Below are 23,300 nucleotides of genomic sequence, written 5' to 3'. Positions count from 1 at the left end.
CCACTCCTTGATTTACAAACTTAACGCATAAGATTCATTGCCTAATAGGAAAACAGCATGGCGCCGCAAATCGCAAGCAGCAGCACCGCCAATCCGCCGAGAATGGCAAGCAGGGACACAATGACGCTCCAAAACGCGCTCTTGGGCCGGGGCGGCGTATGCGGAGCATAGCCGATCTCGCCGCAGCGGTAGCGGCAGCAGCCGGTGTCCAGGTTATAGCAGTCCTTGCAGATCGGTTTCCCGCAGCGCCTGCATTGACCGATGGCCGGCGCTTCAGGATGGTTCATGCAGCGGTAAACGTCCATCCTTTCACCTCACTTGGAATTTCTATCCTTGTATTTTCTTATTGTAACCGCTGCCGGGTCGGTTGGCTACGGTTCGGTATCGGGAGCGTCTGCGAATGCGGACCGGACATAAGGAAAGCAAGCCCTTGGACCAGCATTCTAAAAAGGTCCGAGGGCTTGCCATCCGCTCTTTTCATTGTTATATATCAAAACGGATTCCATGCATGGAATGGAGTGCTAAGGTGCAAGCTGCGCGCTGTTTTTACTTTAAATCCTCCCACCGGGCCCACATCTCCTGCGGGTTCAGCTCGTACACGCCATTGTCCCGGTACATGAAGTGGTGCATGATGAATTCCCGGCGAATCGTCGCAAAGTCCTCATGGAATCCGGCGATGAACTCGTTGATCTCCTTCTCGCTGTACTTTCGTCCATTTTCCAGCATGGATACGATATGCGTCAGCACGATGAGCTTCTTCTTCAGCTGTGCCGGAATGCTCTTCAGCTTCCCGTCTTGTGTGAAGAAGTTCTTGATCACCGATTCCCGCAGCTGCTGATCCGCATCCGGAATGCGCTCGGCTGTATGCTCCGGGTTCACGCGCTGGTAGATTAAATTCTCCGTTGCCGACGCGCTGTTCTTAATGAAATAATGATTGAGCGAAAAATAAATCGTGTTCTTGTCCCGGCGCTCTTTAATGAGGCTCGCTTCCCGCAGCTTGGCGGCATGATGCGTAATCGTTGCCGGCGTAACGCCGAGCTTCTCCGCAAGGACCTGCCCGTTCAATTCCCCTTCGGCGAGCAGGATGAGGATTTTAATCCGCGTTGGATCCGCAAGTGCTTTGTGATAGTTGACCACTTTATCCAGTTGCATTGTCCGGGTCCCTCCAATCCGTTAGTTTAATCATCGTCTAATTTAATATTCATCTAATTAAATATTAAACCAACGGCAGGGAAAAGTAAACCAGCATGGGCACGACGTACGTACACCTCAGCTCGCTTACCATTGGTCTGCTGGAGGTCTACACCATCGGCAGCGTTATCCTGTCAAAATGAAAAGACCATCCCCTTGAATAAGGAATGGACTTTTTGATGGATGCCTCTTATTAGAAAGGCGGCTCACTCCCGCCATCCGGCGCCTTGCACCGACCCCCTCTAGATTACGGGAGCGTCCACCCTGGCCGGGTCGGCGTTCTGGCATCGCTTGCATACCTTCAGCGCCGTGCCGTCCGATTTGTTCGCGGTATAGAGCAGCTTGATGCGCTTCGTGCTGCATACCGGACATGTGCCGCGGCCCCGGGAAGGCGTGTTCCACAGGGCTCGGCCCCGTTTCGTTTTAGCCATGTTTCATATCTCCTTTAGTTTGATATCTCTCTCTTGTTTCAGCGAACCTGTACACGAGCAGCTCCCTTGATGCGTTTATCCCATGTTATGAGAATCCACATCCTTAGGGACACAAGCCGCTATGCATGTTCAACTCCATTATAGAGGCCAGCTTGATGCAAAATATAGGGAATAAACGCCTCTAAACCTTTTTTACATATATCGCTTCGAGGTTCGAGCTTCACCTAATCTTGATATCGAATGTATGCGGCAAGCTTCGGGGATATGGATATCCGGAATTTTGCTGTCCCGCTGTAAATCATGAACATGACAGGCGGGGATGCCTTTGCATCTCCATGATAAAAAACCGAGCGAAACGATGGTTTTCCCACGTCTCACTCGGTTCGTTGTTTCTATAAACCCGACCCGCCTTAATCTTCGTCGTCTTCTTCCTCGATCTTCAAGATTCTTCCTGACTTCGCGAGTACCTCGACTTCGAATAGCCTGTTCTCGGATGTCAGGATAAATACTTCGTATACCAACACGCCGTGCTCCAGCTCCATATCGACATGCACAATTCGCCCCGGAACGCGGGCCAGTGCTATTTCTTGGGCTTGCTGCATTGAAACTCTCTGCCTAGTCATGGGTCCCGGGACATGATAGTAATTTCCGTACATCGATCAATAACTCCCCTCATCATAAGATCCGCTCCTGTACCATATGAAAAAGGCCGGTTGTTGGTGCGTCTTCATCTACCGGATGTCATTTCATTTTCCCTCTACCTTGAGGACTCCTTGCAGCACGGCACGGTGAATTAGCGCCATGATCATGCCTTTCTCTGTACCCATAGCTTCCAGCTCCGCTTATGTGGTAAAGTACACGATGGTAGGATTTAGGACATTATCCGAGGGAGGGACCTAATGCGCAATCACGGAACTGATTTTTATGACAACGACGCTAACTTTGAGAAGTATATGCAGCGCCGGCAATGGCAGGAGAACGCTAACGATACCTTAGAGAAGCCCGTCATTATGGAGCTGCTCGGGGATATTTCGGATCGTCATATACTGGATCTGGGGTGCGGGGATGCGGGATTTGGCGTGGAATTGTTGAAAAAAGGTTGTGCAGCCTACGTGGGAATCGAGGGTTCCCGCAAAATGACGGATGCCTCTACGAGCAACCTAACGGCATACAACAACGGGACCGTTCTGCACATGAGGATGGAGGAATATACGTATCCGCGGGATACCTATAATGTGGTAATCTCCAGACTCGCCATTCATTATCTGCAACATATCGAGAGCGTCTTTCGAGGCATTCATCAGACCCTTAAGCCCGGCGGAAAATTCATCTTCTCCATTGAGCATCCGGTCATTACCTCTACCCTTCAGCCGTCCGGGATCAGAACGAATTGGGTCGTGGACAACTACTTCATCGAGGGGTACCGGGAGCAGCAGTGGCTTGGGGGAACGGTCCATAAATATCATCGCACGGTGGAGGATTATTTTATGGCACTTACGGGAGCAGGCTTTCGCGTAGCGTCTCTTCGCGAGTCGAGGCCGGTTCGGGAGCATTTCCTAACCGAGGAGACGTATGAACGCCGGCGGCGGATTCCGCTGTTTTTGTTCTTGGAGGGGGTTAAGAACGGGTAGGGCTTCATTGCGTTGATGACCACGAAAAGTCTGGCATTAGATGTTCAATCATGTGTTCCAATGAACGACTCAGGACTTCATTCGTCCTATGATAATCCGTGAAATAATAACGGCCGTTTCCTTGGTGATATTCCAGGAAACGGCCGCAATTCAATGCTGTTCAATTCATTCATTTCATATTTATTCATTTCAATGCAATACAATAAAATAAAATGCAATGCGATATAATACATTGCGATACATGTAGTACGATACATGCAATACGATACATAATACGGATACATGCAGCACGGTACATGCAATACGGCACAATGCAATGCAATGCAAAGCAACGTAATCCAATGTAATCCAATGTAATCCATGTAAGTCCGATGATACCAGTATACGCGTTAATCCTTGTACGGATCGAATTCATCTGCACCCGCCATGCAGACGCCGATCGGCTTCAGCACATGCAGTACCTCAATCGTCCCGGCGTGCGCATCCAGAACGTCCTGGAGCTTGCGGTACACAAACGGGCTTTCGTCCGTACCGGCGCCGCGCAGCTCCACGCCAAATTCCTTAACTGCCGACAGCATCTGTGCTGTCGAGATTTGTCCGCCGCTGCGGGTCCGGGTCTTCCAGTTCATTCGGCCGGCCGCCTGCGTCCGGCTCATGATGCGTCCTGCCCCATGTACGGTGCTGTAGCAAGCGTCCCGGTTTTCCTCCGAATCCTTGCCCCGAACGATCACGGATATATCACCCATGCTGCCGCCGATAAACCCGGTCTGCCCCGGTGCCGACGGCGTGGCTCCCTTCCGCACGACAATGGCTTCTCTCCCGTCATGCGTCTCCTTCCAAGCATAATTGTGATGATTATGCACCTCGAAGTCGGCTTCGGCCCCGAGCATCGACAGCACCTGCCCGATGACGTAATCCCGTCCGGCATAGGCGTAACGGCCCACAAGCTTCATCGCCCGATAATACATATCGCCAAGCTCGCTGTCCAGGTCGAACAGCACCGGCGGTTGGTCCATCGATTCCCCCGGGGCATTTGCCAGAAAATCGCGTCCGGCACTCAGATTGAGGAAGCCGCTCGCCGTTTTATGTCCAAAGCCCCGGCTGCCGAAGTGATTGGCGACCCACAGCCGTCCCGTCTCCTGCTCCTCAAACAGATCGACGAAATGGTTGCCGCTGCCGACCGTGCCAAGCTGGCTCCGGGCCAGCGCCAGCAGCTTGTCGTGCTCCTTCTTCCCGATCGAGCGGTACACGTCCCAGTCCGGATCATCAAACAGCTCATGATCGACCCGTGTGTTGTTGACGCGCCCGATCCCGAAGGAAATGCTGCGCGCGATGTCGTCCATTATGCGTCCCAGCACTGGCTTGATGTCCTTCGCATGCAGGTTCGTCCGTACCGCCTTGTTCCCGCAGGCAATATCGTAGCCTACGCCGGAGGGTGAGATCTGGCCGTCGTATACAACGACGCCTCCGATCGGCTGACTGTACCCTTTATGATGGTCGGCCATGAGCAAGGTCCGGATGACATTGCCGGTTTCGGCGCATCTGCGCGCTTGGGCCACCGCGCTTTCATCCGGCTTTCCCCACACCCGTACACCGTCGATGTTTTGATATCCCATTTTCCGTTCACTCCAGTTTCTTAAAAAATGAAAGCCTTCTGTACTAATGCTTCTCCCCAAGGTTACACGTATGATTGCTCGTTAAGCGTATTTTTCTAAGCGTTTTTTAGGGGCCGTCTCCTAAGAGTGACCTGAGGAGTTCTCTTCAAAAGTTCTCCTCATTCTCAAGAGTCCTCCTTAGGAGTTTTTTCCTTGGGAGTTCCTTGGGAGTTCCTTGGGAGGTTCCTTAGGAGTTCTTCCAAGGCGTTTTTCTTGGAGCCAGCCTCAAGCGTTCTTTTCATGACCCCACCTTAAGAGCTCCCATAAACAACTTACTTATGCTTCTCCCTGCGTTGCCTGTTTGTTTGAAATTCCAATCTCCTCCAAAAGGGAGCGAATGCGTTCCCGGACCGATTCATCCGGGTCAACCGCCAACACCTGAACCAGCACTTCGGACAGCCGTGCTTTCCAAGAAGCTACCGTCCATGCCTCCAGCGCGGTAAGCGCCATATGCCGGTTATTCACCACCGGGCTGTTTAGGCCGGCTGCGATCAGCTCAAGGCCGATCCCTTCATGACGGTCCAGGTTCTGAAGGATGCTGCTAAGGCACCGGTGTGCCGCAAATTCCTCGCCGAACCCCATCTCCTCGCCCGGGCCCGAGGCAATCTCCGCGAGCGGCAGCCGCTGCCCGGCGAAGTCGACAAGCTCCCGGATTCGCATGGAATCGTTGGATTTCATCAGCTCCAAATAGTGCGAATCTAGCAGCGGGTTCACCGTAAGCTGAGCAAATAGCTCCTGCCAGATATCAACGCCCAGCCTGCGGGCAGCGGACACCCCGTACCATTGCTCCGTGGGACTTCCGCTCTTGACCGCTCCCATGACGACTTCTTGCCACATCGGCTTCGATAGGATGCGTTCGCAAGTGCCGGCAGCGGCTTGTCTCCGCTCCTCGGTCCATCCCGCGGTTAACCGCTGCACCCAGCCTTCATCCGAAGCGTCCAGATATTCACGGAGCTTCAGAATGACCGTCAGATGCTTCGCCGTCCGCCCCTGCTCCTCCGCGAGCCGCACGTAGTCCGTTACAACCTGCGGGGCGAACTCGTAATCGTCGATATCCTCGGCGGGTCCGCCATGGAGCAGCGCCTGAATGATATCAGTCGCGCCTTCAAACAGCTCGTCATCGACGCGGCTTGCCGAGAGCGCTTCATGAAGCTCGCCGTTCCGTGCGCAAATGCAAGCCAGGTATTCATCCATGATGCTGTTTGGGCAGCCGTAACGAAGCAGCCACGCCCGAATTTCCGGTGTATCGGGCTGCAGCCGTTCGACTGTATGGATTTTTCCCCAGCCATGGACCGTCTGGGCCAATTCAAACAACACGTCATTGCTGTTTTCCATCCCGTTCGTGATCGCTACGGCGGCATACAGTGTAAATTCTTCATGCCTTCCCAGCGTCAGGAGCAGGTCCTTCGCCGCTTCGTTTCGGAACAACCCGAGCACGGCCATGCCGAATTTGACGACATTGCGGTGTGCCCCGCATTCCGCAAACCATTTAGCTTCGTAAAACAGCGGCTCCGGCTCGATGCCGGGAGCTTGCCGAATCTCCTCCAGCACGGCATCGATGCTGCCGCCGATATCCAGCTTCATCAGCTGTTCGTATACGGCCTTACGCTTCAACGCCCCAGGCTTTCTCGTCAGCTTTACCAGCAGGCGGATCAGCTCCCGGACATCCTCCGAAGCGCCGGCTGGTGCCGCATGGTGCCCAAGCGCGCCATCCAATCCTCCGGCCACCCAACGCATTCGGCTTCCCGCCCAGAATTCCTCATCATCCGGCAGGGAGCCGTCCACCGTGCCGCCCTGCTGCCGAATATGATCGTATATAGAGGTCCTCCCCTCCCAAGGCATCCGTTTCGCTTGATTAAACAAAATGACCATCGCACTCATCCTTCTCCCATCCTTCATATACTACCGACCGGAACAGATCGTCAAGCTTCGCATCGATGCCGACTTCGTCCCTTTCGGCCGTCCGCATGTCCTTCGCGATCCGCTCGTATTCGGCTAATTTGGTCTCAATATATTCATTGATCACGGCGATTTTAGGCTCATCTTTCATTTCATCCCCGGCGATTTTGCGGGCGAGCAGCTCCTGAACGGCCGTCTTCAGCCCGCTCCCTTCGGGAATCAATGCATCCGCCAACCGCTGGAACTCCATAGGCGGCATCGCGCCATGCTTCTCGATCCACTCGCAAGCCAGGATCGGACGAAGCACGTAGAAATATTTTTTGATCTTGACGGTATCGCCTTGGAGGTAGGTCCGGTAGTTCCCTCTGGCCATATGCAAGTAATGATGCATGCACGCTCTAGGCGAAAACATCTGCGACGCGTGCTCCCGGATTCGCGAAGCGGCCGAGTAGCATTCCAAATACCGGATTGGCGACTGCAGCCATTCGAGCAGCGGCGGGTTTGATTTGCGGAAGAGACGGAGCGCTTTTTTCAAATCCCACCCGTTGATGTCCAGCCTATCGCTGATCGGTCGTTCAATCACGTCCCGCTTGTCGAATATGGATAAGTACCACTCAACCGGCCGGATATATAGAAAACGCACGTCATAATCGCTGTCCCGGGAAGGAAAGCCCCACGCCCGGCTGCCCGACTCGCACGCATATAGAATCCGGACGCCCTCCTCCCGTTCAATGCGCTTCAGTTCTTCGAGGATCGTTTGCTTGATCTGCGACATGTTGAATTCCTCCTTTGGGGGTCTATTGGTGCGGTCGCATCACTTCGGATGCCGGAAGCGTCATCGTCCACTAAACGTGGGGCCGAAAACCAAAATTGGTGTCTGTCAGCACCCCGCATGCGGATCAATCCTTTGTTCGTCGCCTATCAGCACTCCGCATGCGGATCATGTCTCCAATCTCTGTTGTCCTCTAATTTTTGGAATGATCTTCACAGTTGTTAAAATTAGAGGACAAAGGAGAACGCTAGCGCTTTTCCGACCTGATTCCGCCTGCTCCGTTGAAGCAGGTTTTTGAGAGCTAACTCACGTAGTACAACTCACTCGTGCGCTGGCAGCGCTCGCTCGCGCTCCGAAGGCCCCTTTTAGGGACTTGCTCGCCACTGCCCGGCTCGTTCACGCTCCACAAGTCCCTTTTGAGGACTTGCTCGCCACTGCCCGGCTCGTTCACGCTCCACAAGTCCTTTTTAGGGACTTGCTCGCCACTGCCCGTCTCGTTTGCGCTCCGCAAGTCCCTTTACGGGACTTGTTTGCCTCGGCCGGGCTCGTTCGCGCTACACAAGTCCCTCTTTGGGACTTGTTTGCTCCGGCAGCGCTCGTTCGCGCTCCGCAAGTCCCTTTTCGGGACTTGTTTGCTCCTGGCGCGCTCGTTTGCGCTCCACAAGTCCCTTTTGGGGACTTGCTCGCCACTGTCCGGCTCGTTCACGCTCCACAAGTCCTTTTTAGGGACTCGGTTATCTTTGTTGCCTCTATCTTCGCGCATTCCGGGGGTATTGAACATGGCAAAAGTATTACGAAGCGGCAAATCCGGGTTAAAGTTTTCCGTTTCACCGCTTTTCAACCCCTGATACAATAGAGAGATAGCCTGCTTAACGAACGGAGGTTGACCATGGCCAAGGAAAGCTTTGACAAGGAGATCCAGTTTCTGCGCATGCTTGCACTGACGAGCGGCGCCTACAGCCGGCAGCAGTTCGCCGACCGGCTCGGCATTTCCGTACATACCTTTGATAAAACCATCCGGAAGCTGAAGGACATCGTCAGCACCGTGCACCAGCAGCTGCCCATGGAGCAGGGCGCCGAGCTGGCTGATGCCCTCCGGTTCAGCTACTATGAGTCGGCCGATCCGGTACTGCTGTTCCTGTTCCGCGCCAAGTCGGTCAAGGAATCCGAGGGACTCCGGATTTCTTTGCTCCTCAGCGCCATGCGTGATGAGACCTTAACGGTCTCGGAGCTGCTGGACGCCTGCTGCGGCGGAACCCCGGACGGCGTTCCCTACCCGGATGAAAAAACCGTCCGCTCCGATCTGAAATATCTCGAGGAGGTCGGCGTCATTTGCAGGGAGCCCGGTCCCCGGCCTTACCGGTACCGGATCCGCGGCGAGCTGGTCCATGAGCTGTCCGAAGAGGAGCTCCTGGACCTCTATGACTTCGTTGATATCATGGCAAATACGCAGGTGCCATCCGTGCCGGGATACCTGCTCCGCGACGGGCTTAAAAAGCAGCTTCAGCGAAGCGAAGCCATGCCGTTTACCGAAACCTTTTTATACAAGTATCACTATCATTCCCGCATCTTAGACGAAGCGCATCTGTTCACCCTCCTTAAGGCCATCCGTAATCGGCACAAGGTACGCTTTCTGTACTTTTCGCCGAAAACGGAGCTCAGCTATGCGTCTAAAAATACAAACCCGCTGTTCGAGCGGGAATCCAAGGGCAGATGGGAAAAGGTGCTTCCGTTGAAGGTCGTCTACGACCACCAGTACGGCAGATGGTATCTGCTCGCTAATGGCCGGGAAGGCATTCGCAAATATCGAATGGAGGGCATGACTCAAATTGAGGAAGACGCGGCGGTTGACGAGGCATGGTTCGAGGCGAAAATGCAGGAGCTGGAGGAGCGTATCCGGCACAGCTGGCTGATCGATACCGGCCGTCCGGTGACGGTTCGGGCCCGATTTTTCCACCCCGGGGTCTCCGGGCCGAGCTTCGTGAAGGAACGCGTACTGCTGCAAGGACAATGGGGAGAGATCATCGAAGAAGACGAGGTCTCCTTCATATACGAAATTACCGTGAACGGCACAACCGAGATCAAGCCTTGGCTGCGGAGCTTCGGCTCTGCCTGCGAAATTCTGGAGCCGCTGACGCTCCGCCAGGAAATGATCGACGAATGGAAGGAGATCCAGGCTGCCTATGAATCCGTTTGAAAAAATTTTTAACTACCAGATCCTATCCCGTCTCGAGGACTCGGGCACGTTCATGGTGACCTCGCAGGAGCGCAGCTGGCTGAAAACGATGCTGGACCATCCGGCTGCAGCGGATGCCTTCTCCCCTGCCACGCTGGAGAAGCTGCGGGCGATCCTGGAACCCGATGCGGGAATGGAAACCCCGGAGCATCTGCTGGAAAAAGCGAAGGCCGCTGGCAAACCGGTCGTCCACCCGCTGCTGCGGCCATTGCGCCGAGCGATCATGCGCAAGCGCGCGATCAACATCTCCTACGCGATCAAGGGCGGGCGTACCCATAAGGACCAGCCTGGGCTGCCTTATAAGCTGGAGTTCTCCATGGTCAAGCAGGAGTGGTACCTGCTCTGGTATCACCGGAAGAACCGCTCGCTGCTCCGCACCCGGCTGTACAGCATCCTGTCGGTGTCCGAGGAACCGATCGCCGAATCCGATGCGGACCGCATCCTGGAGAGGATTCCGCAACTGCTCGATGCAAGGCGGACGGAAGCCGTCATTGACGTCGTCCCCCGGTATAACGGGGAGCTGTCCCGAATTCTGTACGCTCTCTCCTGCTTCGATAAGGAAGTAACGTATGACGAAGGGCAGGATACCTACAGTGTCCGGCTCTTGGTGCCCGGTGACGAGCAGGAGTATCTGCTATCCAAGCTCCGCTTTCTCGGCCGGCGGGTGCGCATCCGGGAGGGTGCCTATTTACGGCGGCGGATGCTGGAGTCATCCACGAAGGCGCTGGAACGGTACGGCATCGTCTCGGCCTGTAAGGAAGAAGTGCCAAAGGGATAGGAAATTATGTTAGTGAGGTGAATACATGAGGAGCAAACGGTATTTCGTTAATGTATTTGGTAAGATTTTCGCGATGCTGTTGTTGGTTATGGCCCTTGGCTGCTCGGGAACCAGCAAGCAGGATGTGCTAGATTTTCTATCATCCGATTCGAAAGATCAATATAAAATCCATTTATTCTATGAAACTTACTCGGGTCTCGACATGCAGCTTCTTGAATTCATGAACTCCAGCGATGTTCTCTTGAAAGTGATTCAAGGCATTCAGGTATATGATCTCGAGACCCCGACAAACCGAGACATCGCCGACAAAATCGGCCTCGATCGATTTCCTGCGATCATGGTAACGAACGATAAGGAAGTGGTGCTGAAAACTCAGGAGCTGGAGGACATACGAAGCTTTTATTGTTCAGTAACACCAATCCATTGCTCCTATTTAAAGCTTGGATCTTCTTTTCCTAAACAGCATGACTGCGGCTCCGATGATGGCGAATCCGGCAAAAATAACAGCTCCCACAGTATAATATTTCCCATGTGCATGTGTAGAATCAGACGGAAACAGCCTTCCCCCCGCTGAACCAGGAGGGAGCTTCCGGCTTGCTTGATATTGCTGAATCAGTTGATTTCCAAGCGAACGGATATCGATTTCCTGTGCAGTACTCAGTTGGTGTTCACCTGCTTTTTGTATATATTTCTCATTTTGACTAATCCCCAACAGACCAAAGGCTTGATCGTAGATCAGCTTGGTATCCGGAACGGCTGCTGATTGTTGACGGGTATCGACTATCGCCTGAACCGGGCTGATTCCACTCGAAAGCTTGAAGATGCTCCAAGCCCCATTTTCTTTGGTAACGTCTACGTTCCCAACAGGTTTTCCGTTCTCCTCCATAACAAATAAATACCCGCCGTGTTCAAAAATATCATCGTCTGTGTGCTCCCCGTCTGCACTCGAAGACTTCAGAAATTCGGATGAGACGATGTAGTAAGGCTGCCCTTCACCAAGCTGTACATCCTCCGTGTCGGTGATCCCATAATCATCCTTAACCGGACGTAAAGAGCCTGATGTGTAAGTCATAAACTCAGGGTTTACCAGTTCCCGGATTTGCTCAACGGGAGCTACGGATGCCTCAGCCGGACTGATCATAAACAGCGAAAAGATCATCAATAGGACGAAACCAAGCTTCTTTTTCACAGGCAACATCATCCCTCCCCACTTATTCACCGAGAAGCGTCAACATAGAGGCAAATCTGATCGGCTGCTGATTCTATATTAGTACCTCAAGTATATAAAAAGAAACGATATCGCCAATAATATCGCTTCTTTATTTCATCCAGGAGATCCGTCGAAAGCGAAATGTTCCTTATACAATGCGAGGCAGCGACATCTTTTTAAATGTGAATTTCTTTAATCACCTTCGCAGGATTGCCGCCGACAATCATGTTGTCCGGAACATCTTTGGTCACCACGGCTCCTGATGCGATAACCACATTATTGCCAATCGTAACACCCGGATTAATGACGGCGCGTCCGCCAACCCATACATTGTTGCCGATCATAACCGGCTTCCCGTATTCCGGTCCCTTTATCCGTTCATACGGATCCACCGGATGCGTAGCCGTGTAGATGTGAACGCCAGGTCCGAACATACAGTTATCGCCAATCCGTACCTCGCATACATCCAGAATAGTGCAGTCAAAGTTGGCGAAGAAATTTTCACCGACATGAATGTTGTAGCCATAATCGAATCGGATGTTCGGCTCCATCTTCAGGTTATTCCCGGTCGATCCCAGCAGCTCTTTAAGAATCCGCACCCGCAGATTCTCGTCGGCTTCAGTGGTTTGGTTATACATGCGCGTCATCCGTCTGGCATAGGCCTGCTCACGCACCAATTCAGGGTCCCAAGCCTTGTATAGCTCTCCATCGAGCATTTTTTGCTTTTCTGTTTTCATGTGGTACTCCCAATCCTCTCTCATATCAGGTATTTGTTCCGAAATGGTTAGCGTCCGGCGAATATGGCCGAAGAACCCGGGATATCAGCGGTTAATTGCCTACAATCGTTTCTCCACCAGCTGAAGCGAATAGGCCAGGCTTTCGAGGGTCATTGTGATCAGTCCGTACATATAATCCTCCTCCGGATGCTCGAGCAGGGTCAGCTGCGGCATATGCATCTCCGGAATCGATTTCAGGCATTCCTGTTCGTGAAAACAAAAGCCGCCCCATCACCGGCGACTTTCTTATGTATCCATTACCCGGCAGATCTCCAAGGACTTTCCTGCGGAACAGCTAGGAGATGGCAAAATAGCATTTTCAATAGTCTATCTGTCTTTCTACATTCATCATTTCATTCATACAAACGGTACATGGACAGCTCGCTGCTCATAGGTACGGTCATCGCGAAAGCTTCCTTCACATCCCGGCCCTGCTGAATGATCTCATAGAACAGCCGGAGCACGAACATTAGCGCATCGTTGCCGTCCGGATAGTCATCCGGTCCGATGAACATGTTACAGCCACTGGCAAGAAAGGCTTCGGCCAGCGCCGGATCTCCCAGCGTGCAGCCATTCGCGATCACCGTCTTTCCGTCCAGCCTCGCAAATCGCCGGATCTCGTCCGGCCCGAAATCTCCTCTCGGTTCGTTCGGCTCATATACGTCATCGCCGAGCTCCGGCATGATTAGACGGCCTTCATCCCCGTGAAAGCTCAGCAGAATCATATCGGTGCCTTCATATAAATCATCGCCGGACAAGACGTCGATCAGGTCATTCGGCCTGCCGATCCAGTAGGTAAAGACGCGTACCCCAAAATACTCCAATGCCGCTCGCACGGCCTGGGCCTCCATATCACTATCCGGTCCGCATACCAGCGCGACCTGCATGACAGGCTTACTCATTTTCTACATTCCCCCTGTTAACCTAACGATATTTTTGAGCGCAGTGCCCTTATATATTTGGAATCTGCCAATCGATCTCCGGCAGACCCGCCTCACGCAAGAAGCGGTTGGTCCGGGAGAACGGACGGCTTCCGAAAAAACCGCGCATTGCCGAATACGGACTCGGATGCGGTGACCGGATCAGATGATGTTTCGGGTTCGTAATCAGCTCCGCCTTCCGTTGGGCATGGCTCCCCCACAGCAGGAAGACGACCGGCTCCTCCTTCCGATTCAGCGTCTGGATCACCTGATCCGTGAAGGTTTCCCATCCCATCTCCTTGTGCGAATTGGGCGTGCGCGCTCGAACCGTCAGCACCGTGTTCAGCAGGAGCACTCCCTGCTTGGCCCAAGGAACAAGATAACCGTTGTTCGGAATTTCGCAGTTCAGATCATCGTGCAGCTCCTGAAAAATGTTCTGCAGCGACGGCGGCGGCGTCACCCCCGGTTTGACCGAGAAGCTAAGCCCATGGGCCTGCCCGGGTCCGTGATATGGGTCCTGCCCCAGAATGACCACCTTCGTATCGGCAAACGACGTATAATGCAACGCGTTAAAAATATCGTACATATCCGGATAAATCCGTCTCGTCTTATACTCTTCCGCAAGAAATTTGCGCAGCTTCAAATAATAGGGCTTCTCAAACTCCGGCGCCAAATAGTCGGCCCAGTCATTTTTCAATATCGCCACTGTGTATCACCTCGGTTAAACAATGGATGTTGAGTAAGGGGCTTGTCCTAAATTATCCATTTCATGAATATGTCGTATGCGCTTTATAGAACAGTTGAAGGTGCATGCTCCCATTCCTTACTGAATTCCATGCCAAAGTTTCTTACGGACTCCTCATGGACGGTCAGCGTAAAATCCTGATCCGATCCAAAAAATCTTAACCTGTAGCAACCTTCTGGTCCTGTCTCCTCCCAGTCCAGCTGATATAGATGTTTTTCGAACGACATGAACAATCCTTTCGAAGGCATGCTGTGCGGGGGTTCAACGGGAAAGCGTGAAGTGACCTTGATATAGTTCCTGATCGTAATATTGGTCCAGCCAAACTCCAGGTCATATACAAGCTGCCCCGCCTTGCAAAACTTGAACTGAAGCCTACATCCCTCATCCTCACCAGGTATCCGGGATATGAACCTAAATTCAACCCATGTCCCCGGCTCGCGCATATCCTGAAGCACCGCCAAAGGATGACCCCCTTTTGCCAGGCATACTCTATCATTCGTTAACGATCTATCACGATGAGCAGCTGTTCTCCTTCATCAACGCCGCCCTTCTAATGCTCTCTTTCGTCCAAGGCGGCGCCTGCGGGTGATTCATAATAGCCTCGTAATCCAGCCAATGCACCGCTTCGACCTCGTCCGGACTTTTGCAATAGGCCGTTCCCTCTTCGTATTCACACAGGAAAACCACGTTAATGACATGACTTCCATCGTCGGTTACAAAGGAAGAGCTGTATACGAATGCAGCCTCATCTTTAACCCGGATTCCGACCTCTTCGAACAATTCGCGCCTTACCGTTCGCTCAAGAATCTCCTGCGAATGCCCTTCCGCATCGACTTTGCCTCCTACAAGCGAGAGAGTCCCCCCGGCATGCTCCTCCTTCATGCTGCGAGTAATCAGGAGCCATTGCTTGTCCCTATATACAGCGCCTTCCACGTTGACGATGAACATCGAATCGCCCTCCTCTTCTCCATAACTTTAACATGATTTTCCTGTTGGTGGAACGGAAGCAGACATTGGAGAATTCACGTCTGCACGGCAGCTATAAATTTGCGTTTAGACTTGCTGGTCCATGTTCCAAATCGGTTTGCAGGGGGCCAGCCCAGGCCGACTTTTATTATTCGCAATATGCAAAAAGCTTTCGAGGCATTTTTTCAAGCAAGCTTCCCGGTCAAGGACCTTATGTAAGTTCGTCAGCTAATCAAAAGATTACTAATCTTTCATAAAAGAAATACATTGTATCAACTTTCCAGTCCAGAGAATCTACTATAATAAGTCCGGAATTGGATTTCTACTTATTCCAAATATAACAAATCGGAGCAGAAGGGATGAAATAATGAAGAAACTAAGATTTACAATCTTAACCGCACTATGTCTTCTCGCAGGTTGCAATCAAGCATCTGACGTCCCCGCAATGAATTCAACACTTTATGAATCCGATATCCATGGGTTGAACACAGACACCAATGAAGCTCAGCAATATACCTTAAGTTTTGAAATTGCTGACATAGAGAAGCCGCTAATGGAACTAACTGCAAAGCAACTAACCAATAGCATACTTACACAAAAGATCGGTGACTACACCGTGTATTTTTATCATAAAAATCGAGATCATGGAGAGGTTAACGCAGCTATACAGCTGGGAACAAATCGATTCGAGATCGGTCAGGTTGGCTACTCTGCACAAAATACTGAACTGTTTACAGTTAGACAAGTAGATGCGTTCGGCAAAAACTATATAAAAGTCAATGGCGTATGCGGAGCAAACTGTCCGATTAGCGACTACATTGATGTAAATACGAATTCTCCAAAAGTCATGCGAATTGAAGCACATACCGTGGAAGCTGACGTTGACAAGGATGGCATCAAGGAAATTGTCGCTACCGTTGGTACGATTGCTCAAACTTCAATTTACAAACTAGAGCCTTCTCATACTGTTGTAACAAACCTAAATGAAACGCTGGGAGTTCAGGAAGTAACTTATGACAATGAAGCCAATACATTTGTAGTGGGTACTACGAATTGGATTGTAAAAGGTGGGAAACTACATGAAATTGTTCGATAATGATATCCGAACACGATCCCAATCGAAATGCCAGAAATAAAATTATCCATAATCCAACCCAAGATGACGCCTATGAAAAGCCCATAGCTAGTCCCCAGTACGACCGTTTGTCCTTGCTCATTGCCTTTCCCACTACATCCCGCATCATTTCCTGTATATACGCTGGAATATTGCTATTGTTCCAAAATTGTTAGGATGCATCATCGTTAGTCTCCCATTCAAACGAAACTAAATAACCAGTCACCGAATAATTTACGGCGACTGGCTGCTTAAACTTGCAAGGCGTTTTGATCCCTGTCTCACAAACGGGGGTCATTCTCAACAAAGTGAGACAGGGTGCTTTCTATTAGGGGGATTGTCAGAAATGCCGGGAATGCCCGTATACATCGTTCGCACGATGCGTGGTTTGGAGTATGCCCGGATGGCTGTCGCCTATGAAATCATCCCCCATACGTTATTTCTGCTTACGAGGATCTGCCCGTCTTGCTTCCCTTTTTGAATCCATCGGACTTGCGCTTACGGGCTTGGCCATCCTTAGGGTTCAGAGCAGCTTCCGACTTCAGCTTACGTGCCATCTCTAAATACGGATTATTAACTGCCTCCGCTTTCGGCTTACGTGGCGAATTCGTGCTCGAATCGCGAGCCGCGTCTGATTTCGGTTTACGAGCCTTGTCGGTCTTTGGCTTGCGAGTGGTATCAGCTTTCGGTTTAGCAGGTCTGACTGCTGCCGACTTAGCTTGGCCGGGCTTGGCCGAGCCCGATTTCGGGGATTGGTCTACCTTGGCGGCTCTTAATGAGCCGGACATCGGATAGGCATGATCCTTCACTTCCGGAATGGACTTTCCGATTAACTTCTCTATATCCCGGAGCAAAGGCACCTCGTCCACTTCACAGAACGAAATTGCCGTTCCACTCAGCCCCGCGCGCCCTGTTCGGCCAATCCGGTGAACATACGTTTCGGGGATATTCGGGAGGTTGAAGTTAATGACATGTGACAGCTCGTCGATATCAATGCCTCGCGCGGCGATATCCGTTGCCACCAATACCCGCGTCTCGCCGCTTTTGAAATTATTAAGTGCGTTCTGACGGCTGGTTTGCGATTTGTCGCCGTGAATGGCCTGAGCCGTAATATTCACCTTGTTCAGACCGCGCGCAACCCGGTCAGCTCCGCGTTTCGTACGGGTAAAGACCAATGCGGATGCAATCGATGGATCCTTCAGCAGCTCGTTCAATTGCTTCTGCTTACTCCCCGTTTCCAGCAGGTACACGGATTGCACGATACGCTCGGCCGTAGAGGAAACCGGGGTAATCTCTACTTTCACGGGATTATGCAGTAGTGTTTTGACCAGCTGGGTGATTTCTGAAGGCATCGTTGCCGAGAAGAAGAGCGTTTGTTTTTTGCTCGGCATTTTGGCGATGATCCGCTTCACGTCATGAATAAAGCCCATATCCAGCATACGGTCAGCTTCATCCAGCACCAAAATCTCCACATGCTGCAGATCGACGTGCTTCTGATTTATGAGATCGATAAGTCTGCCCGGGGTGGCGATGAGAATGTCCGCTCCTTGCTGAAGGGCCCGCTCCTGCGTTTTTTGCGAAACGCCACCGACAATTGCGGTCGAACGCAGCTTCGTAAACTGGCTATAAGCTTTGACGTTATCCGAAATTTGCAGGGCAAGCTCGCGAGTCGGCGACAACACCAGCGCGCGAATGCGGCGTCCCATACCTGGTTTAGGAGGCTGTTCGTTTAACAGCTGGATCATCGGTACCGAAAAAGCAGCGGTCTTCCCTGTCCCGGTTTGGGCACAGCCAAGCAAATCTCTGCCGGCTAACACAGCCGGGATGGCCTGAGCCTGAATAGGCGTCGGCGTCTTGTAATTCTCCTTGGCCAGCGCCTTGAGAATGATCGGGGATATATTTAAATCTTGAAATGTCATGGGGTCTCCTTTATGGTGAATACCTGAAATTTAAGTCATAACACATAACGATACCACAGATCGGCATGAAAAAAGAAGCGGAATTTATCTCCGCCTCTTGAAGTCCGGCTATGCTGTTGGCGATCCCCGAACTGTTGATATAGCTTTTACCTAACCTTAATGATCCTCCAGCATTGCTTTCACATGATCAAGCGAAATCTTGACACTCTCATAGCCATCGATCTTGATGCGATCCTGCTCAACAACGACCCACTTGTAACCCAAGGACTTGGCCTTTTCGATAATGCCTTTCAGATCAAGGATGCCCGTTCCTACCTCGGTCATCTCTTTACCTTCTTTATTTACCATGTCCTTCACGTGAACGGTCTTGCAGCGGGAACCGAAGTGTTCCATAACCCCCACCGGCTCACGGTCAGCATGCGTCGTCCAGAACATATCGATTTCAAAGCCCAGCTCTGCTTCCGTTGTTGCTTCTCGCAGCATCTCCAATATCGGCTTGTCTCCGAACTCATTCGTAAACTCATGGTAATGGTTATGATATAGAAGATCCATGCCGGCAGCCTTGATTTTCGGACCCATCTCTTTCACAATATCGACCAGGCTATGTACGTCTTCCATCGATTCAATCTTATAGTACGGGATCACGATATAGGACGAGCCGATCACTTGATTGTAAGCAATAACCTCGTCCAGATGATCCATCAGCTCCTCCACTCGGGTATGGCTGCCCATGGCTTCCAGTCCTGACTTCTCGAGCATCGCCTTCATCGCTTCTGCCGAAATATCGGCAAATCCTACGAATTCAACGCCGTCATAGCCGGCCTCCCTTACCTTTCCAAGCTTCGCAGCGAAATCCTCCTGATCGTAATCCCTCAAAGTATACAACTGTAACGCAACCTTCAGATTTGTCATGCGGGCTCGTCATCATGTTAGCGCTTTCGATGATCCTTGCCGCTTGCGGAGGCAAAGATTCCGGTTCCGGCGCCAAGAACGATTCTGGACCTGTCGCTGAAGGAGATTTGAAAGAAAAGGAGCTCGTAAAGCTTAACGTTGTCATAATGGGCAATAACAAGAAAGATACCGCCGAGGTCGTGGAGGCAGTTAACCAAATCACAAGAGAAAAGCTAAACGTCGAGATGGACCTCACGTATATACAAAACGATCCTGTTATGGATCGTTTTTTTAATTACAATATGCTGATGCCTTAGCGCGCAGCCCCGATCAATCGCTTTTATATGCAGTCAGATTACGCCCCAAATCTCTGCCGATACCCGCATTTTCGGCATAGCTCCTCGACGGCTTCCCGGCGCGAAAATCCATCCACAAGGTTGTTGGCCCGCTCCCCGTCAACGATATCCGAGAACGACGTTCGGTGGATATTACCCAAATTAATGACGCCTTCCCCGTCCAGACAGCACGGCACGACCGTCCCGTCCACGAGAATGGCGGCCTGGCTGCGAAGCGCATGACAGAAGCCTTTGCCGTCATCCTCAGGTGCCGACAGGCTTGGCCATTGGAATTCGTAGTCCTGGTTCAGGTAGACGTTCTCGGCCACCTTCACGCCACCGCCGGGCTCCACCTTTTCCTCGATGCGGTAGTCGAGATTAAATTCCTTCTCCAAAATTTCAAGCGTCTGGCGGTTTCGCTGCTTCTCCAGGTTCGTTTGGTTGTCCTGCGTCAAATTCCACAAGCGGAAGGAGAAGATCACATTATGCTCCTTGGCATCCCGTACGAAAGAGAGAATGTCCCGCAAATATCCCTCACGGTCCGTGGAGCCGACATGGCCGTCAAAGCTGTGGAGCGAGAAGTTCATCTGCCTTAAGGCCGGCTTGCCCAGCAGCTTATGCCGGTTCTTGGCGATCAGCGTGCCGTTGGTCGTGATGTTGACCTTGAACCCTTTTTCATGGCTAACATCCAGCAGCTGATCGATCTTCGGATGAAGCAGGGGCTCCCCCTTCACATGCAGATAAATGTAACTCGTATGCGGCTTGATCTCGTCCAATCTTCTCGCGAAGTCCTCCACCTTAATAAAGTTGGCCTTACGCTCCGTAGGCGGGCAGAACGTGCAGGCCAGATTGCAAATACTCGTAATTTCTATGTAAACCTTCTTAAATTTCTTCAAGATCTTATCCCCTATCCAGATGTTTATGATCGCATGATGATGATCTGCTAGTTTGCTAGCTATCAATCATCCACATCGTACCATAGGCTGGCATTTACAGCTACAACTACAGCTACAGCTGTAAATATTAATCTGATGCCATTCTGTATAAAGTAAAAAGAAGAGGGGGCCCCCTCTTCTCTCATTTTGCTCGAATTAACGTTCACCGTATATATTGGAATGCGCCACTTATCAGTATCAAACATACTCAGCAAGCTCTTCAAGTGTCATGAATCTTAGCGTGACGGAATTTCCCGTGGGGCCTCGTTTGGCTGCAGCTTATAACCCTCCTTGGCAGGTCGAGCTTCTGTTGAAGGAGCAACAACTTGGTTCCCTTCACTTACGACCGCCTCCGAAGGAGCTGCTTCTTTAGGAGGAGCTACAACCTGGCTTCCTTCATTCTGAACGCCGGCTTCCGCCGGGGCAGCTTCTGTTGGATAGGTTACAACCTGGTTCCCTGTTTTCTCAACGACAGCTCCCCTAGGAGCAGCTTCTATTGGAGCAGCTACAACATCGCTTCCTCTATTTTCGACAATGACCGCCATAGGGGCAGCTTCTTTGGGAAGAGTTACAACATGATTTCCTTCATTCTCAACGACGACTTCTCTAGGGGCAGGGGCAGCTTCTTTGGGATAAGTTACAACTTGGTTCCCTTCATTGCCAGCTACGGCTTCAGAAGGCGCCGCTTTAGGGGCCGCTTCGCTTGGTTTAGCTTCCGGCCGGCTTTCCTCATTGCCAACGACTTTGGGCGAATTGCCAGACGCCCATGCCGCTGCGGATGTGCTAATTGCACCCACTAAAAACAACGCTGTTATGGTGAGATACACTGTTTTCTTTTTAGGCTTCTTTACATTAAGCATCATCATCAATCTCCTTTTCAATTGTTTGCCGTCACCGGATAAGGAGGCACAAAATTGCACGGGCAAATTCCTTGATCCTGCCATGACGCTTAAGATCGTCTCCCCATAGCGTTTTCGCTGGGCATGAGACATCTCTTTTACGACTTCTTCATCACAGGACAGCTCGCTCCAAAGATGAATATCCTTGCGAAGGATGTGCACCAAGGGATTAAACCAGTGCAAGGCGCTTGCTCCGAGCGTGAACGCTTTGATCCATAGATCCTTCCGTTTCAGATGGACCAACTCATGACGAATCACCATGTCCAGGTTAACGGTATTCTCTATAGGGAGATAAATGGTTGGTCTCCATAGGCCGACGAGAACGGGACTCCGAACGATGGGGCTGTAGGCAAGCCTGACGCTGCTTTTCACGCCAAGGGCTTCCCTGACGAAAGCGAGCTGTTTGGCTGCTTCGCTGCTTTCCGGAGCGATCGTACGGGTTGGTTCTAGTTTCATTAAAAATCTGCGATAACAATACATCTGCCATGCAGCAAAAGCTATAGCGCCGAATGCCCATAAGACAATAAGTACAACGGCCGCGGTTGCTGACAGGGTCAGTTCCGGGACAAGCAGCTTCGGATGAACTGCCGAATATGGACCAGGCAGCGCATGCTGCACAGTTGAAGACAGCTCGTTCGCGGTGGGAGCGGTTGCTGTTGCATTGAATGTAAACAACGGCGAGATCCACTGAATGCCAAGGGCTACGGGTACAAGATAAAAGCCTACCGCCATTTTGCTCATTCCATAGCGCCACTTTGCAGGAAAGGCATTGGCGGATACGGTCCGCAGCAATAGTATGCAGGCTACGACGGCACTTCCAGCAACGGTAAGGGTAAACAGCATTTGGAGAATCGTATTCATCATGCCCCCTACTTTTCCGAGAACCATTGCTTCAGCTCTGCGATATCTTCATCTGAAAGCTTATCGCCGTCATACAAAGCTGAAATTAGATTTTTAACCGAGCCTTGATATAATCCGTCCAGAACATGCTGCGTTTCCATGAGCTTATAATCTTCAGGCGAAATGCGAGGCGTATATTTATTCGTCCGTCCATGCCTCGTAGCCGTTAGTGCCCCTTTGTCCACCAAGCGCGATAAGAAGGTGGAAATGGTCTGCGCCTTCCATTCCTTCCCTCTCTCGGCGAACAGTGCAAGTAGTTCGGTGGATGTGACAGGCGGAGTACACTCCCAAATCACCTCCATGAGCTCCATCTCAGTATCCGATAATTTTTGAACCTGGTTCACGGTGAACACCTCTTTACGTCGTTATGCGTCCATAACGAGTTTAATCACTACACTGTGTAGTGATTATAACCTACTACATCATGTAGTGATATGTCAAGCGAAGGGAGTGAATGTACGACTTCATCGAACTTATGCGTACATCGAGCTTATACGTACATCGAGCTTATACGTACATCGAGCTTATATGTAAAATTAAAGAACCGCGCGGGAGCGCGGTTCTTTCTACAATACAGCTTAAATGATCAAGAGCGCCGACATTCCTCGGTCTCTTCTTATTTTTTCACTCGTACAGATGGCTGGTTTAACGCCGCTCTGTATCTTGATTCTTGCCGTTATCGTCTGCTGCCTCGCCTGCTTTGTTCCCCAATGCTGCACCAGCGATACCACCCGCAATGGTGCCGATTGGACCTAGAACGGAGCCTACAACAGCACCTGCAACGCCACCGCCAGCGGTGCCCAAAGCTTCTCCAGCGTTAACATCCATCTTGGTTGTGTCGCGGTTAGAATCAACCTTTGAATTACGATCGTTTTTGTTAGCCATCATAGCTCACTCCCTCGAAAAATGGTGACAGGAACAGCTTTCTTGCCAGACCCGTTCCAAAGCCTATCTTGCCCTAACCGTGGAGAAAGAATTCTTACAATTGTTCCTGCCCGGATTCCTCTCCACTCCAAAATAGGTTGCGTATTTTAGACGATGTTTGCGGATTATGGGATTATGTAAACGCTATCACCCCTGCTACAATGAACATGTAA

At 51.4% G+C, this 23,300-nt stretch carries 23 protein-coding genes; 5 read left to right on the top strand and 18 right to left on the bottom strand.

Going from position 1 to position 23,300, the window contains the following annotated elements; translation table 11 throughout:
- Positions 1-41: 41 nt before the first annotated feature.
- The 4 genes from J2Z18_RS22455 to J2Z18_RS22440 all read right to left on the bottom strand — a co-directional run bounded on the left by J2Z18_RS22455 (position 42) and on the right by J2Z18_RS22440 (position 2,278).
- Positions 42-305 (bottom strand): B-box zinc finger protein, encoded by a 264-nt coding sequence (locus J2Z18_RS22455; protein WP_028405444.1) that lies wholly within the window; start codon positions 303-305, stop codon positions 42-44.
- Positions 306-546: 241 nt separating this feature from the next.
- Positions 547-1,152 (bottom strand): DUF2087 domain-containing protein, encoded by a 606-nt coding sequence (locus tag J2Z18_RS22450; RefSeq protein WP_144868960.1) that lies wholly within the window; start codon positions 1,150-1,152, stop codon positions 547-549.
- Positions 1,153-1,433: 281 nt separating this feature from the next.
- Positions 1,434-1,622, bottom strand: coding sequence for a hypothetical protein (locus J2Z18_RS22445; RefSeq protein ID WP_144868963.1), 189 nt, complete (start codon positions 1,620-1,622; stop codon positions 1,434-1,436).
- A 410-nt stretch (positions 1,623-2,032) separates the two neighbouring features.
- Complete coding sequence (locus tag J2Z18_RS22440; protein ID WP_144868966.1) at positions 2,033-2,278, bottom strand: PepSY domain-containing protein; 246 nt, start codon at positions 2,276-2,278, stop codon at positions 2,033-2,035.
- A gap of 243 nt (positions 2,279-2,521) precedes the next feature.
- Here J2Z18_RS22440 and J2Z18_RS22435 point away from each other — a divergent pair, with 243 nt between their 5' ends.
- On the top strand, positions 2,522-3,253 hold the full coding sequence (locus tag J2Z18_RS22435; protein WP_210095369.1) for a class I SAM-dependent DNA methyltransferase: 732 nt from the start codon (positions 2,522-2,524) through the stop codon (positions 3,251-3,253).
- 389 nt (positions 3,254-3,642) lie between these two features.
- On the opposite strand, the gene J2Z18_RS22430 is transcribed toward J2Z18_RS22435, so the two are convergent.
- From J2Z18_RS22430 to J2Z18_RS22420, 3 genes are all read right to left on the bottom strand, one after another.
- A complete protein-coding gene (locus tag J2Z18_RS22430; protein ID WP_210095368.1) occupies positions 3,643-4,869 on the bottom strand; it encodes an RtcB family protein in 1,227 nt (408 codons plus the stop codon).
- A 315-nt stretch (positions 4,870-5,184) separates the two neighbouring features.
- Positions 5,185-6,789: a limonene hydroxylase gene (locus J2Z18_RS22425; RefSeq protein ID WP_245256135.1), complete on the bottom strand. Its 1,605-nt coding sequence runs from the start codon at positions 6,787-6,789 to the stop codon at positions 5,185-5,187.
- Positions 6,764-7,582, bottom strand: a complete 819-nt coding sequence (locus J2Z18_RS22420) for a nucleotidyltransferase domain-containing protein (RefSeq protein ID WP_007131193.1) — start codon at positions 7,580-7,582, stop codon at positions 6,764-6,766. The genes J2Z18_RS22425 and J2Z18_RS22420 overlap by 26 nt, the downstream gene beginning before the upstream one ends.
- 886 nt (positions 7,583-8,468) lie before the next feature.
- On the opposite strand from J2Z18_RS22420, the gene J2Z18_RS22415 reads away from it, so the two are divergent.
- Entirely contained in the window at positions 8,469-9,776 is a 1,308-nt protein-coding gene (locus tag J2Z18_RS22415; protein ID WP_007131192.1) for a WYL domain-containing protein, read from the top strand.
- Positions 9,763-10,593 carry a WYL domain-containing protein gene (locus J2Z18_RS22410; RefSeq protein ID WP_007131191.1) on the top strand — a complete coding sequence of 277 codons (831 nt, stop codon included), beginning with the start codon at positions 9,763-9,765 and terminating at the stop codon, positions 10,591-10,593. The genes J2Z18_RS22415 and J2Z18_RS22410 overlap by 14 nt, the downstream gene beginning before the upstream one ends.
- A 433-nt stretch (positions 10,594-11,026) precedes the next feature.
- Here the strand turns inward: J2Z18_RS22410 and J2Z18_RS22405 are convergent, their stop codons facing one another.
- The 5 genes from J2Z18_RS22405 to J2Z18_RS22385 form a co-directional block, all read right to left on the bottom strand.
- Complete coding sequence (locus tag J2Z18_RS22405; RefSeq protein ID WP_138919345.1) at positions 11,027-11,782, bottom strand: hypothetical protein; 756 nt, start codon at positions 11,780-11,782, stop codon at positions 11,027-11,029.
- Positions 11,783-11,979: 197 nt separating this feature from the next.
- On the bottom strand, positions 11,980-12,540 hold the full coding sequence (locus tag J2Z18_RS22400; RefSeq protein ID WP_007131188.1) for a sugar O-acetyltransferase: 561 nt from the start codon (positions 12,538-12,540) through the stop codon (positions 11,980-11,982).
- A gap of 392 nt (positions 12,541-12,932) precedes the next feature.
- Positions 12,933-13,481: a hypothetical protein gene (locus J2Z18_RS22395; protein ID WP_007131186.1), complete on the bottom strand. Its 549-nt coding sequence runs from the start codon at positions 13,479-13,481 to the stop codon at positions 12,933-12,935.
- A 49-nt stretch (positions 13,482-13,530) separates the two neighbouring features.
- Entirely contained in the window at positions 13,531-14,205 is a 675-nt protein-coding gene (locus tag J2Z18_RS22390) for a uracil-DNA glycosylase (protein WP_007131185.1), read from the bottom strand.
- A gap of 549 nt (positions 14,206-14,754) precedes the next feature.
- Positions 14,755-15,192 (bottom strand): NUDIX hydrolase, encoded by a 438-nt coding sequence (locus J2Z18_RS22385; protein ID WP_007131183.1) that lies wholly within the window; start codon positions 15,190-15,192, stop codon positions 14,755-14,757.
- A 385-nt stretch (positions 15,193-15,577) separates the two neighbouring features.
- Here J2Z18_RS22385 and J2Z18_RS22380 point away from each other — a divergent pair, with 385 nt between their 5' ends.
- Entirely contained in the window at positions 15,578-16,306 is a 729-nt protein-coding gene (locus tag J2Z18_RS22380; protein WP_007131182.1) for a hypothetical protein, read from the top strand.
- 464 nt (positions 16,307-16,770) lie between these two features.
- Here J2Z18_RS22380 and J2Z18_RS22375 read toward each other — a convergent pair whose 3' ends face one another.
- Both J2Z18_RS22375 and J2Z18_RS22370 read right to left on the bottom strand, forming a co-directional pair.
- On the bottom strand, positions 16,771-18,243 hold the full coding sequence (locus tag J2Z18_RS22375) for a DEAD/DEAH box helicase (protein WP_007131180.1): 1,473 nt from the start codon (positions 18,241-18,243) through the stop codon (positions 16,771-16,773).
- 156 nt (positions 18,244-18,399) lie between these two features.
- Positions 18,400-19,155, bottom strand: a complete 756-nt coding sequence (locus J2Z18_RS22370; protein WP_007131179.1) for a sugar phosphate isomerase/epimerase family protein — start codon at positions 19,153-19,155, stop codon at positions 18,400-18,402.
- A gap of 14 nt (positions 19,156-19,169) precedes the next feature.
- On the opposite strand from J2Z18_RS22370, the gene J2Z18_RS22365 reads away from it, so the two are divergent.
- Positions 19,170-19,451, top strand: a complete 282-nt coding sequence (locus J2Z18_RS22365) for a hypothetical protein (protein ID WP_007131178.1) — start codon at positions 19,170-19,172, stop codon at positions 19,449-19,451.
- Between the two features lie 38 nt (positions 19,452-19,489).
- Here the strand turns inward: J2Z18_RS22365 and J2Z18_RS22360 are convergent, their stop codons facing one another.
- The 4 genes from J2Z18_RS22360 to J2Z18_RS22345 form a co-directional block, all read right to left on the bottom strand.
- Positions 19,490-20,365, bottom strand: coding sequence for a radical SAM/SPASM domain-containing protein (locus J2Z18_RS22360; protein ID WP_144870950.1), 876 nt, complete (start codon positions 20,363-20,365; stop codon positions 19,490-19,492).
- A 275-nt stretch (positions 20,366-20,640) separates the two neighbouring features.
- Positions 20,641-22,167: a M56 family metallopeptidase gene (locus tag J2Z18_RS22355; protein ID WP_312889669.1), complete on the bottom strand. Its 1,527-nt coding sequence runs from the start codon at positions 22,165-22,167 to the stop codon at positions 20,641-20,643.
- Between the two features lie 5 nt (positions 22,168-22,172).
- A complete protein-coding gene (locus tag J2Z18_RS22350) occupies positions 22,173-22,547 on the bottom strand; it encodes a BlaI/MecI/CopY family transcriptional regulator (RefSeq protein ID WP_028406413.1) in 375 nt (124 codons plus the stop codon).
- 301 nt (positions 22,548-22,848) lie between these two features.
- Positions 22,849-23,088 (bottom strand): hypothetical protein, encoded by a 240-nt coding sequence (locus J2Z18_RS22345; RefSeq protein WP_210095403.1) that lies wholly within the window; start codon positions 23,086-23,088, stop codon positions 22,849-22,851.
- Positions 23,089-23,300 lie beyond the last annotated feature (212 nt).

Origin of the sequence: Paenibacillus lactis (assembly GCF_017873605.1) — a bacterium.
Taxonomy (GTDB): domain Bacteria; phylum Bacillota; class Bacilli; order Paenibacillales; family Paenibacillaceae; genus Paenibacillus_AQ; species Paenibacillus_AQ lactis.
Note: the sequence above shows the minus strand (reverse complement) of the source record. Positions and strands in the feature narration are given on the sequence as shown.